The organism is Shewanella sp. ISS20, assembly GCF_056522965.1.
Genome location: NZ_JAWRZK010000001.1, coordinates 262140 through 275493, shown reverse-complemented (window position 1 = coordinate 275493; position 13354 = coordinate 262140). Strand labels below are relative to the sequence as shown.

The 13354-nt window shown below is 45.6% G+C and carries 12 protein-coding genes; 6 read left to right on the top strand and 6 right to left on the bottom strand.

What is annotated here, in order from left to right; genetic code table 11:
- Positions 1 to 222 precede the first annotated feature (222 nt).
- From AC1HDP_RS01225 to pyrI, 5 genes are all read left to right on the top strand, one after another.
- Positions 223 to 834, top strand: coding sequence for a chemotaxis protein (locus AC1HDP_RS01225; protein WP_479637352.1), 612 nt, complete (start codon positions 223 to 225; stop codon positions 832 to 834).
- Positions 835 to 849: 15 nt separating this feature from the next.
- Complete coding sequence (locus tag AC1HDP_RS01220; RefSeq protein ID WP_479637351.1) at positions 850 to 1581, top strand: oxygen-binding di-iron domain-containing protein; 732 nt, start codon at positions 850 to 852, stop codon at positions 1579 to 1581.
- A gap of 468 nt (positions 1582 to 2049) precedes the next feature.
- Positions 2050 to 3753, top strand: coding sequence for a bifunctional UDP-sugar hydrolase/5'-nucleotidase UshA (gene ushA / locus AC1HDP_RS01215; RefSeq protein WP_479637350.1), 1704 nt, complete (start codon positions 2050 to 2052; stop codon positions 3751 to 3753).
- Positions 3754 to 4389: 636 nt separating this feature from the next.
- The gene (gene pyrB / locus AC1HDP_RS01210) at positions 4390 to 5319 is read left to right on the top strand and encodes an aspartate carbamoyltransferase (RefSeq protein WP_140932056.1); all 930 of its coding nucleotides are present in this window, start codon (positions 4390 to 4392) and stop codon (positions 5317 to 5319) included.
- An 11-nt stretch (positions 5320 to 5330) separates the two neighbouring features.
- Entirely contained in the window at positions 5331 to 5798 is a 468-nt protein-coding gene (gene pyrI, locus AC1HDP_RS01205) for an aspartate carbamoyltransferase regulatory subunit (RefSeq protein WP_140932054.1), read from the top strand.
- A gap of 112 nt (positions 5799 to 5910) precedes the next feature.
- Here pyrI and AC1HDP_RS01200 read toward each other — a convergent pair whose 3' ends face one another.
- Positions 5911 to 8151 (bottom strand): heavy metal translocating P-type ATPase, encoded by a 2241-nt coding sequence (locus tag AC1HDP_RS01200; protein WP_479639795.1) that lies wholly within the window; start codon positions 8149 to 8151, stop codon positions 5911 to 5913.
- Positions 8152 to 8828: 677 nt separating this feature from the next.
- Between AC1HDP_RS01200 and AC1HDP_RS01195 the strand changes: the two genes are divergently transcribed.
- Positions 8829 to 9257, top strand: a complete 429-nt coding sequence (locus AC1HDP_RS01195) for a MerR family DNA-binding protein (protein WP_479637349.1) — start codon at positions 8829 to 8831, stop codon at positions 9255 to 9257.
- 56 nt (positions 9258 to 9313) lie between these two features.
- Here AC1HDP_RS01195 and AC1HDP_RS01190 read toward each other — a convergent pair whose 3' ends face one another.
- The 5 genes from AC1HDP_RS01190 to AC1HDP_RS01170 all read right to left on the bottom strand — a co-directional run bounded on the left by AC1HDP_RS01190 (position 9314) and on the right by AC1HDP_RS01170 (position 13348).
- Positions 9314 to 9562: a hypothetical protein gene (locus tag AC1HDP_RS01190; protein ID WP_140932050.1), complete on the bottom strand. Its 249-nt coding sequence runs from the start codon at positions 9560 to 9562 to the stop codon at positions 9314 to 9316.
- 192 nt (positions 9563 to 9754) lie between these two features.
- Positions 9755 to 10522: an SDR family oxidoreductase gene (locus AC1HDP_RS01185; protein ID WP_479637348.1), complete on the bottom strand. Its 768-nt coding sequence runs from the start codon at positions 10520 to 10522 to the stop codon at positions 9755 to 9757.
- 16 nt (positions 10523 to 10538) lie between these two features.
- Positions 10539 to 11441, bottom strand: a complete 903-nt coding sequence (gene mmsB / locus AC1HDP_RS01180) for a 3-hydroxyisobutyrate dehydrogenase (RefSeq protein WP_479637347.1) — start codon at positions 11439 to 11441, stop codon at positions 10539 to 10541.
- An 18-nt stretch (positions 11442 to 11459) separates the two neighbouring features.
- On the bottom strand, positions 11460 to 12575 hold the full coding sequence (locus AC1HDP_RS01175) for an enoyl-CoA hydratase/isomerase family protein (RefSeq protein ID WP_479637346.1): 1116 nt from the start codon (positions 12573 to 12575) through the stop codon (positions 11460 to 11462).
- Positions 12575 to 13348, bottom strand: coding sequence for an enoyl-CoA hydratase (locus AC1HDP_RS01170; RefSeq protein ID WP_479637345.1), 774 nt, complete (start codon positions 13346 to 13348; stop codon positions 12575 to 12577). Before AC1HDP_RS01170 ends, AC1HDP_RS01175 begins: the two co-directional genes overlap by 1 nt.
- Positions 13349 to 13354 lie beyond the last annotated feature (6 nt).

Below are 13354 nucleotides of genomic sequence, written 5' to 3'. Positions count from 1 at the left end.
CTCTGGTTGCAAATTACACAATTTCAGCTATCCATTCAATAGCATCACATCAATGGCTCATTGTCTATCCCTGAATTGAGTGGCAATTACAACAACCAAAGAGGGATGCGCGCGGATGACTGCGTCATAACAAGCTAGAAATTCTCACATTTTTCCATCTCGCTTTCTTGATTATAAGTATCTGTGTCTATACTCATCTTTATGCCTCTTAGGGATATGGATATGAAACACTTAGCAAATGGAAAACGCCCCTATTACGTCACGGCCGCATTAGTCGCAGCAGAGCTCAGCCAAACCTTGGCCAGCTGTAAAGAAATCAATCTTACCGCCAGTAATGCCCAAGCCGCATCGAGTCGTATTGGTAGCGCCGCCTTAGGTTTTAAAGCTTTGACCCACTATATTGATGAACTTGCCAGCTACACTAAGAAAGCTGCCAATGAAATCAACGAATTGGCCAAAGATGCCAGTAAAATCGCCACCAATACCGCCAGAACCGCCTCGGCGCTGCATTATTTTGAGTTAGCACGCATCAAGGCCCATGACGCTACTTATTGTGACAGCATGAATAAGGCCATAGATAAAACTCGGGCTCATTACAAGGAACAAAATACTGAGTTCAACAAGGTTTTATCTAAGATGGAGGTTCAACTTGCTGAGTTAAAACAAAATTTACGCAGCGCTAACGCCCTAGCTTCTATTTGCAGGGTCGAAGCGTGCCGAGTTGATACACATTTTCAAGCCATATTTGTCGATGTCGCTAATAAGGTCGATGTCGTGGCCGCGCAAATTCGTGAACGGGTCGATACGGCTATCCGCTTATTTGATTCAAATTAACGTTAAGGACAACGAATGAAGACTGAAGTTATCGTAGAAACCCCTACTCACAAGTGGTTGTATTTTGGGCGCGATCCTGAGCGCAATGACAAGATTATTGATACCAATCAGTACCTAGTTCAAAGTGGCCACCAATCCTTATTGATGGATCCAGGTGGGGTCGAATTATTTGCACCTATGCTGGCAAGCTTAGTGCGTCACTTACCTATAGAGCACCTCACCTATCTATTTGCCTCGCATCAAGACCCAGATATTATTTCGTCTTTAGGTTTATGGGATCAAACGCTGCCGAAAGCTAAGCTTTACTCGCCTTGGCTATGGGAGAGTTTTATTCGCCACTTTGGCATGAATAATATTAAGTTTGAGCCGATTGCCGATGAAGGCGGCAAATTACTGGTGGGCGAAGTTGAATTACAGTTTATTCCTGCCCACTACTTACATTCATCTGGCAACATGCATGTTTATGACCCTATAGCCAAAGTGCTTATGTCTGGTGATGTTGGCGCCGCCCTTGAAGATGATAATCCGGGGATATATGTGGATAATTTCCATAGCCACACGCAAAAAATGCAGTTTTTCCATCAACGCTGGATGCCTTCCAACCGTGCCAAAGATAATTGGATAGCAAGAGTGCGCAGTTTAGATATTCAATATATGTGTCCGCAACATGGACGCATATTTAGAGGCGAGCAGGTCAAGCAATTCTTAGATTGGTTTGCAGCACTCGATGTAGGTATCGCCAGTTGAGCTCTCACGCTTTGGGATTAAAGAGCTAAGTTTGTTCAGCCTATTTGATGTTTACTGCCTAATGCTGCATGTGTAAATCTAAGCCGCCACTAAATGGCGGCTTAGTGATATCTATCATCTTTAGCCAATGTGCTAGCTCTCGAATCCAGCAACAAATAACAACTTTTTTTAACGTCAACAATCAAGAGTTACAACCAAGCATTGTTTTGCATGCAAGACAATGCTTGGCAAGCAGTTTTTGCATGAACTTAGCCAGCATGGCTGCAATCGCATACTTTAGTGTATTTGCCACTATCAACAACAGTATTTTATGATGCCGATAATTCGCAATTTACTGCCAATAGATTAATGAAATGAGACATCCATCATCAAAAAACTCATATCATTACACCATCAACAAGCTAATATCTCCTCGTTAAACCGCATGTATATAAGTAAATATTAAAATAAAACGATGAGGTTGATGAAATGAGTCACATTTTAGTTAAAGGCTTGGTTGCTGCTGCTGTTTTCTCGGCATTAGTCGGTTGTAATGACAATGATGAGATGGACAATACCTGTGGCGCCGATAACTGTACCCGCTTTACTGTACTCCACACCAATGATAACCATGGCCGTTTCTGGCAAAACAAAGACGGTGAATACGGCATGGCTGCCCGTAAAACCCTCATTGAGCAAATTCGTGCTGACGTTAAAAGTAATGGCGGCGAAGTAATACTGCTCTCTGGCGGAGATATTAATACCGGTGTACCAGAATCAGACATGCAAAATGCTGTGCCTGATTTTATCGGCATGAACCTGATTGGTTATGACGCTATGGCCGTCGGTAACCATGAATTTGACAACACTCTTGATGTGTTGGCTATGCAGGCTAAATTAGCCAGCTTCCCTATGCTTGCTGCCAATATTTATATCAAAGATAAAAATGGCACAGTTACCGATGAGCGTTTATTCGATGCTTATCGTGTCTTTGATGTTAACGGCTTAAAAATCGCAGTGATTGGTTTAACCACTAAAGATACGGCCCATTTGGTGAATCCAAGTAATATCGCCACGATTCATTTTGCCGATCCACAGATAGAAATCCAAAAGACCCTCAAAGAAATTGAAGCCAATGAAAAAGTGGACTTAGTGTTTGCCACCACTCACATGGGCCATTATGCCGACGGTAACCATGGCTCGGAAGCGCCTGGTGATGTGTTACTGGCGCGCTCAGTGGCGGAAGGTAAGCTGCAGGCCATTATTGGTGGTCACTCACAAAACCCTGTGTGTATGGAGCCAGATAACAAGAACTATGCAGATTTCAAACCGGGCGATGATTGCCGCCCAGATCAGCAAAATGGTACTTGGATCATGCAAGCTCATGAATGGGGCAAGTATGTCGGCCGCGCTGACTTTGAGATGATCAACGGCAAGCTGAACTTAGTTAGCTATGATTTGATCCCTGTGAATCTGCTGGTTAAAGATGCAGACGGTAACAAGGTGTTGGCCGGTGAAGCCATTGCAGAAGATGCCACTGTGAAATCAATTCTTTATCCTTATCAACAAAAGGGTCAAGAATTACTCGATGTTAAGATTTCCAATACCGATGCTAAGCTCAACGGCGATCGTGACATGGTTCGTAGCCAACAAACTAACTTAGGTTGGTTACTGGGTGAAGCTTACCGCAGCTATCACTTAGTCGACGCCGATTTTGGCGTAATGAACTCAGGTGGTGTACGCGCTTCTATCGCCGCTGGCGATATCGCTTACCGTGATGTGTTAACCGTGCAGCCATTTGGTAACTTCGTGACTAAGGCGACTATGACAGGTGCTGAAGTCGCTAAGTATTTAGGTGAAGTCGGCACCAAAACTGGCGGCGCTTATGCGCAGTTGAAAAATATTTCAGTCACTATCGATTGCGATACTAAAACTGCAGACATCAGTGAAATCAATGGCAAGACATTCTCACCGACTGAAACCTATAGCTTCTCTATCATCAGCTTTAGCGCCGATGGTGGTGATGGTTATCCTAAAATTGACGTGTTAGATACCCAGCAAACCGATGCTGCGGTACTGCGCGACTATTTTGATAAAAATCAAAATATCAAAGCTGCTGATTTCGAGCCAATTCCAGGCAAGGTTACCCATGTTAAAAGTGGTGTGACTGTCAACAATTGTGGCGTAAAGTAATTTAGCTAATATCTATTCCAGCCTTAATCATACAGTTCAAAAAACTTATGATTGTTGGCTGGGGTAGTAACTATCAGTGTTATAGCAAAACTGCTACCTAATCTAGCTTATCATAGTAGAGTGCATCTATTAGCTGTGGCGATATTAGCAACAGTGTTATTAATATCGCCACAGCTAATGTATCCGCAACTAATAAATAGTGTTAAATATATACTATATATAGCCTCAATATACACAGTCCCAATATACTGCCTTAGATACAATCAATCGACCTAAATTACGCCTCACTACATCAAGCCTCCATTTATCAACTCAAACTAGTTTAGCTTAAACTTTATTCGAACCCTCCTTTGTCTTAATGAATTTAAAAATCATTATTTAAAAAAATTTGCTAAGCTGCTTGAATATTTATTTAATCGGAGTATATTCACCAAAATTTGATTTTTGCCCTAACAATGCATCGTATGATTAACATGGAAATTAACCCTGTGATCCTTAACAGCTCGAACAAGATGATTATTACTGCTGTTAACCGCCTCCCCTCTGGCGGGGCGTCTGCATTGCTATTGTTGGCTAGAAAATGAATAAACCTCCTATTGGAGGTTTTTTTTTGGGTTCACCGCCAAGGAAATAACTATGCCTAATCCGCTGTATAACAAACATATCATCTCTATTCCTGAGCTATCACGCCAAGAAATGGAGCTAGTCGTCGCAACCGCTGGTCAATTAAAAGTTGAGCCAAGACCTGAGCTACTGAAACATAAAGTGATTGCCAGCTGCTTTTTTGAAGCTTCCACTCGCACTCGTTTATCCTTTGAAACTGCAGTGCAGCGCTTAGGTGGCAGTGTCATTGGTTTCCCTGATGGCGGCAATACTTCAGCAGGTAAAAAAGGAGAAACCTTAGCGGATTCAGTGCGAGTGATTTCATCCTATGTCGATGCCTTTATCATGCGCCACCCACGTGAAGGTGCCGCGCGCCTCGCCTCTGAATTCTCAGCAGGCGTGCCCATTATTAACGGTGGCGATGGCGCCAATCAGCACCCAACTCAGACCTTACTGGATTTATTCAGTATTTATGAGACCCAAGGCCGCTTAGATAATTTACATATTGCTATGGTCGGGGATTTAAAATATGGCCGTACGGTGCATTCTCTCGCTCAAGCTTTATCAAAATTTAGCAATAACCGCTTTTATTTTATTGCGCCTGATGTTTTAGCTATGCCTGACTATATATTAAAAACCGTAGAAGATGCTGGCATGGAATATAGCATTCACGCCACGATTGATGAGGTGGTGCCACAACTTGATATTCTGTATATGACGCGCGTACAAAAAGAGCGTTTTGATGAGTCAGAATATGCCCATATTAAGTCAGCCTTTATTTTATCCACTGACAATCTCACTCATGCTAAAAGCAATCTTAAAGTGTTGCACCCTTTACCGCGAGTGGATGAAATTAGCGTTGATGTGGATAAGACCCCTCATGCCTATTATTTCGAGCAAGCTGAAAACGGGGTATATGCCCGCCAAGCCTTGTTAGCATTAGTCTTAAACGAACACATTTAATAGGAGTCGTCATGAGTAACGATAATCATCTGCAGGTTGAAGCCATTAAAGATGGCACTGTCATTGACCACATCCCTGCCAATGTCGGTTTTAAAGTAATTAAGCTGTTTAAACTGCAAAACTCTGAAGAGCGCGTCACTATTGGTTTAAATTTACCCTCATCAGCCTTGGGGCGTAAAGATTTAATCAAGATTGAAAACATTTGGTTTAGTGAAGCCCAAGCGCAGCGCTTAGCCTTGTATGCTCCCGATGCGACGGTTAACAAAATCGAGAACTATCAAGTCGTTGCTAAGTTGCCGCTAAACTTACCCAGCCATATTACTGGGGTGTTTAGCTGCCCTAATACTAACTGTATTACCCATGTTGAGCCGGCGGTTGAAACCCGCTTTGGCGTTACACTTAAGCAAGGTGATATTCAGTTAAGCTGCAAATATTGCGAGAAAGTCTTTAGCCGCGATGTAGTGACTGAGCGCGATTAAACCGCCCGCGATAAACAATAACGGCGCCTAATGGCGCCGTTATTATTTATTAAAGGATTACCGCTTCAGCTCACGACTTACGCAGCACACGCTATGCCAGTGAAACCCAGCCTTAATGCAAACGCGTTGATTTTAAACGATTGGCATTCATCACCACAGTTAAGGATGATAACGCCATTGCCCCGCCCGCGACGACTGGGCTTAATAAAATCCCAAACACAGGAAATAACACCCCAGCGGCAACAGGAATACCTAACGTATTGTAAATAAAAGCGCCAAATAGGTTTTGTTTGATATTACGCATACTGGCACGAGACAATGCCAGCGCGTCTACTAAGGTCATTAACTGATGTGATAGCAAGGTAATATCCGCGCTTTCAATCGCGACTTCAGTGCCTGAGCCCATAGCAATACCGACATCACTACTCATTAAGGCAGGCGCATCATTAATGCCATCCCCCACCATAGCAACCACTTCGCCTTGGCGCTGTAAATCTAAAACGACGGCTTGTTTTTCATGGGGTAATACTTGGGCGATCACTTCATCAATACCCACCTTTTTGGCCACGGCTTGCGCAGTGACTTGATTATCCCCTGATAACATCACTACCCGCAGCCCTTGCTGCTTAAGCTTAGTAATTACCTCTTTCGCATCGGCTTTGAGCGGATCGCTAATCATGATTAACGCGACTAACTCGCCACTGGCGCCAACCCACACAGGGGTTTTACCTTCAGCAGTAAATGCCAATTGCTGCGCCTCAACCTCAGCGCTAATGGCTATATCATGGTTTAACATCAAACTTTGATTACCCACCAGCCAAGTAGCATCCCCAATGTTGGCGCTCAGCCCTTGACCTTGATGGTTAATAAAATCAGTCACATCCGCCTGATTGCTAGCATGACTTGCAAGAGCATTGGCGCTATCAATAATCGCGGCAGCAAGTGGGTGGGATGAGCGCATCTCAAGACTTGCCACCTTGCTAAGCACTTGCTCTTGAGTCAAGGCGGCATTAACAGATGATGCTTGATTAAACAGCAGTATGTCAGTGACTTGCGGCTTACCTAAGGTAATAGTGCCCGTCTTATCTAATACCACAGTGGTGACTTTACTGGCAGTTTGTAACGCTTCACCATTTTTAATCAGCACTCCCATTTGCGCCGCGCGCCCTACCGCCACCATGATAGACATAGGCGTTGCTAACCCTAATGCACACGGGCAAGCAATGATTAACACGCTCACTAATACCACTAAGGCGTGGCTCAAGGCTGGCGCTGGGCCAAAGCCGAGCCAGATTGCGCTTGCCAGCAGCGCAATAATTACCACTACAGGCACAAAATAGGCGGCTATTTTATCGGTTAAGCGGCCAATGGGCATTTTCGAGGTTTGCGCTTCTTGCACTAGGCTGATGATTTTAGCAAGTTTGGTATCGCTCGCTATGGCAGTGACTTGATAGGTCAAGGCGCCATTGCCATTAACTGTGCCAGCACTCACGCCATCGCCTAAGGCTTTGCTCACAGCTAAAGGCTCCCCCGTTAACATGGACTCATCCAGTGAACTTTCGCCACTGATAACTACGCCATCAAGGGCGACTCTATCCCCTGGTTTTAATCTAAGCACGTCACCTAAGGCTAAATCACTAATGGCGACCACTTCATCGCCTTGTAGGCCAACACGCACGGCAGTATTGGCTTGCAGCCCTAAGAGTTTTTGCACTGCTTCACTGGTTTTACCGCGAGCTCTAAGCTCAAGCGCATGGCCTAAATTAATCAGGCCTAAAATCATGACGCTGGCTTCAAAATACACATGGCCAGTGCCTGCGGGAAATACCTCAGGTACTAGCACCACTAACATAGAAAACAGCCAAGCACTGGCGGTACCTAAGGCAATTAAGCTGTCCATATTGGCAGACTTAGCCTTTAATGAACGCCAAAATCCGCGGTAAAAATGGCTACCCGTTAACACCATTAACGCCAAGGTTAACAGTCCCACTATCCCCCAGCCTAATTGCGACGCGCTTGAATCTATGGTCATGCTGCCACCAAGCAGCCCCCACAGCATTAACGGCACTCCCGCCGCTAAACCAAAACCCGCTTGCCAAATACGAGTGCGATACTGCGCCTTATCGTGGCGCGCTTTATCTGCCGCCGCTTGACTCGCATCAACAATCAACTGCCCTTGAAAACCGACCGACGCTAAGATAGCTAACACTTGCGCGTCATCAGTGGCGCCGCTGATGCGCACTTGTTTGTCCGCCAAATTTACTTTGGCATCAAGCCCAGATTGCTTAGCAAAGGCTTGCTCGATTTTAGCCACGCAGCTAGCACAGCTCATTTCGGCAACAAATAAGGTCATCACAGGGGATGAATGAGCTGCGTGCTCAGGTTTTGACTCAGGTGCTTGCTTAGCGGGAATAGCTGGAGTTAACTCGCGCGCAGTTACATTAGTCGCAGTAGTTGCATCATTAATCAGCTCAGCAGGATATCCCGCGGTGGCCAAGCTTGCCATTAAGGCGCTCGCGCTCAAGTCACTCTTAACGCTTAATATTTTTTGCTCGAAATCTGCGCTTATGTCACGCGCCTCACCTAAGGCGGCGCGGATCTTGTTAAGGCAATTATTGCAATTCATCTTAGGCACATGAAATTGCAGTAAGTTTGATGCATCAGCTAGCGTTGGCGCAGTTGTCTCATTTTTAACAACGGCATTTGCTTCTAACCTTGGTGCTTGCGCATCAGGCAATACAGTCCATTGATAACCGCCAATAGACAGCGCCGCTTTGGCAGCGCCCAAACTAATATCACCATTCAGACTCACGGATTTAGTTGCTACCTCAGTGGTAACCACAACCTCGGCCAATGCCGGATTATCGTTAAATAACGCTTGGATCCGTTTGGCGCAGTTGCCACACTTCATATTGGCAATGTGAAAATGAATACTCGACATACTGACTCCAGCTAAGGGCCGTTGAATAACTAATGGCGACAGAGTAAAGTCTCCCCCAAGTGGAGAGTCAAGTCTAGAGGCATTAATTGATGAAAATTGGTGAAGTAGCAAGCAAAACTGGCATGTCTATCAAGAGCATACGTTATTACCATGACATAGGCTTAATCCAAGCTCGGCGTACTGACAATGGTTATCGCGATTACTTAGAAGCTGATGTTGCCGTACTGGCCTTTGTTAACCATTGCCGTCAACTAGGCTTTGGTTTAGATGAGTGCCGCGAATTATTATCACTTAAGCAAAACCAGCAACGCACCGCCAAAGAAGTGCAACGTTTAGCTAAAGCTCATTTAGATGAAGTGAATCAGCGCATAGTGCAACTGCAAAGCTTAGCTGGCGAGTTAGATCAATTAATTCAGCAATGCCGCGGTGATGACGGCCATGATTGCGCCATCATCAATGGTATAGGTAAAAGTTTGGAAGACACCGGCGAAGCAAAATGCGAGCAACTAGCGCGATGAATCAATGCGGTATGATGCAATAACGAAAATACAATGCGAGTTAAACCGGCGCTACATCAGCCCTTTGATTTGCGGCTGAATTTAGCTTTGAACCAGTGCAAGGTAGCAAGTTGATCTTGCGTTGATAAGCCAAAGAAAATACACGCCCAAGGCGATAGTAAAAATAGCCAAGAAATAGATTCAGTCGAGCGACCGCTAATTAAAAGATACAAAAAGCCTAAATAAATCACCAGCACGCCAGCAATACCCACCACGAGCAGCATTCGCTTAGTCCAGCGCTCAATGAGTTGTGCTAGTGCTCCCATCTGTACTCCAAGTGTGTCAATTACCGCGGTAAACCTCTGCCAGTAGCGCTCTTAATTGAACTATATAGGCCAACTGTAAACTGGGTCATTGTTAAATTGAACAAAAAAATTGTCAACATAAAATATGCAAGCCATTGACACATATAAATAAGGCCCGCCAATGCGAGCCTTATTTATTACCAAAAACCAATATTACATGGTCAAGCCGCCGTCAATATCAATCACGCAGCCATTGATGTAATCATTTTCTATGATAAAGCGTGCGGTTTTGGCGATTTCTGACGCTTCACCTAAACGCCCAACAGGCACAGATTGAGTTAATCGACCTAAAGCTTCTGGCTTCATGCCTGCCGTCATGTTGGTCGCTATCACGCCTGGCGCAATGGCAGCGGCGCGAATATTGTGACGACTTAACTCTTTTGCCCAGCCCATGGCCATGGACGCAACACCCGCCTTTGAGGCCGAGTAATTGCTTTGGCCAATATTGCCCATACGCGCAATGCTGGAGATATTAATAATCACCCCGGCTTGCTTAGAGGTAATCATGGCGGCAGCCGCTTCACGGCCACACAGGAAGCTACCAATCAAGTTGACATCGATAACAGATTGGAACTGTTGCAATGACATTCTGTCGGTGATCACTCCGTCTTTGGCTTTTAGCAGCATGCCATCGCGTAAAATTCCAGCGTTATTAATCAAGACGTTAATTTGGCCAAAATCTTCCAAAATATACTGAAATACCGATACCACATCTTCTTCATCGGTAATATCAAGTGCATAACCTTGTACTTCAACCCCAGGGTTAGCAGCAGCTAAGTCGGCACATGAGTTTTCAAGCTTGTTTTGATCGCTATCAATAATCGCTAATTTGGCGCCCGCCGCGGCAAATTCATTCGCCATCGCCAGCCCCAAACCACCAGCACCACCCGTGATCACTACGACTTTATTGGTTAACTCCATATGCATCCCTCATAAGTCACTTTACCTGATTAGCAAAGTGCTCAAAAATACTAGAAAAATCTAACATACCATTGCCCTCACGAGCATGGCTGACATATATATTGCGGGCTAAAGCGCCCATAGGTGTACTCGAACCGCTGGCTAATGAAGTAGCCATCGCTAAACCTAAATCTTTCACCATCAAGTTCACCATAAAGCCACCTTGGTAACCTTTTGACGACGGAACTTGCGGCATGACTCCAGGACAGGGATTATATTTATCTAACGTCCAATTACCACCACTGCTTACTTTCATTATGTCAGACAACACCTTAGGATCAAGTCCATTGTCTATACCTAAGGCTAAAGATTCGCTGGTCGCTATCATTAATACTGATAACAGCATGTTGTTACAGATTTTTGCGACTTGCCCCGCGCCCGCCCCTCCTGCATGAAATATATTCATACCCATATTGCTAAGTACAGGTTTAGCGCGCTCAAAGGCGTTATCACTGCCGCCACATATAAAGGTGAGAGTCGCAGCCGCTGCCCCTGCTGTGCCGCCAGAAACTGGGGCATCAATAAAATCTAGACCAAGCTTACTTGCCGCCGCGGCCACAGTGCGCGCGGCATCGGCTTCTATGGTGGAGCTATCTATGAGTAAACAGTGAGGGCCCACTATATCAAGTAAGCCCTTGTGGGTGTCATCCCCAAGGTACAAGCTCAGCACATGTTTGCCTGCTGGCAACATGGTAATAACTACATCTGCGCCAGCAGCAGCGCCGCAGGCCGATTTTGCCAGTAAGCCGCCTTGCTCAGCAAAATGAGTTAATGCCTCTTGGCTTAAATCAAAGCCTGTAACCGTGTGCCCCGCTTTCAGCAAGTTAACGGCCATAGGCCCACCCATGTTACCTAATCCAATAAATCCAATGCTTGCCATAACTGTCCTTATCATTGCTTACAAATGTTTAAGTGGGTGACTCTCTAGCCATGGGGAGGTCAGTAGCTTGCTTAGCATGGCATCAGTAACCTCTGACACTTGACTCACTTGCCATACTGGCATTCTGTCTTTATCTATCAGTAACGCTCGCACGCCTTCAATAAAATCACCATGAAGTGTGCAATTGGCGCTCCAATCCAGCTCTTGACGAAAGCAAGCCGCCAGTGACTTATTTGTGCCCAATTGCGATTGCTTAAAACCTAAATGAATACTGAGTGGACTGCCGGCCAAATAATTAGCCCGCGCCTTAGCTAACCAGTCTAAGTCGGTGCTAAGCGCGTTGAGTTTGCTATCTATCTCTATCAAGCTACCACTCATGAGCTCATCAAGCAGCGCTTGATGCTTTTTAAGCGGACTAATGGTTAAGGTTCTGCCTAATTGATTACGCAGCGCCACTAAGACATCACTGAACTTTTGCTTATTGAGGCTAGTATTCATGCCCCAATTAACTTCAGCTAATTTATCCAGTAGTAACTGTTTGTCATCGCGCAATAAATAATGCGTGCCAAGGCCGGTATATAAACAATCGGCAGCTTTGAGCGGGTAAGCAGTTAGCGCCACAAATAACCCAAGCTTACCCGGCATGCGATTTAAGAAATAACTGCCGCCAACATCAGGGTATAAACCTATGCTGACTTCTGGCATGGCGATACGCGAAAACTCAGTCACAACTCTGTGACTGGCGCCCACCATCAGGCCTAAACCGCCGCCCATCACTATGCCATCGCCCCACACCAGCAAAGGTTTTTCAAAGGTATGGATTAAATAATCGAGCTGATATTCTTCGCTGAAAAATTCAGTGACGGCATCAGCTATGTTGCCGTCGCTATCTTTTGCCGCTTGATAAAGGGCGCGAATATCGCCGCCCGCACAGAAGGCCTTATCGCCACTGCCATCTAAAATAACCGCCACAGTGGTGTCATCTTGCTGCCATGCCCGCAATTGGCGCATCAATGCTTTCACCATGTCGAGATTTAACGCATTGAGCGCCGCTTCCACATTGAGTGTCGCTATCCCTATGTGTTTACCACAAGCTGTGCCTAGGCTTTGAAAAACTACATCATTAGTAGCCATTAGCAGTTCTTCCATTGCGCTGGGCGTTTTTCTAAAAAAGCAGTAACGCCTTCGCTTTGATCTTCAGTATCAAATAAACCGATAAAGAGTTCTCGCTCTATGGGCAGCGCTTGATTACGCGGCATGGCGCGGCCCGCTTGGATTAACTGTTTACAGACGGCGACACTGCTTGGGCTTTGTTTCGCCACCGACATAGCCATGGCGATAGCGGCATTGAAAGACTCGCCTTTTTCCACCACTTGCTCAACTAAGCCTATGGCTTCGGCGCGCTTAGCATCGAGGCGTTCACCACATAAAATCATGCGTTTAGCCCAGCCTTCGCCCACTAACGCCGTTAAATTTTGGGTGCCGCCAGCGCATGGCAATAAACCTACCGCTGCTTCTGGTAAGGCCAAAATGGCCTGCGCCTCAGCAATGCGGATATCGCAAGCTAACGCCACTTCTAAGCCGCCGCCCATGGCATAACCATTAATGGCCGCAATCGACACCCCGCGAAATTCACTTAAGGTTTCAAAGGCATCACCAAAGGCCATGGCCATAGTGGCGGCCGTACCTTTATCGCCATCGGCAAACACGCTTAAATCGGCGCCGGCTGAAAAGAACTTATCCCCTTCGCCGGTTAACACTAAGGCATAGATATCGGGATCACTATTAAGCTCAAGTACCAGATTACGCAGACGAATAAGGCCATCAGCCGTCCAAGTATTGGCCGGTGGCTGACTGATGGTGAGAATGGCGATGTGCTCTTGCACTGTCATTTTTATTTGCGTCATTATGCT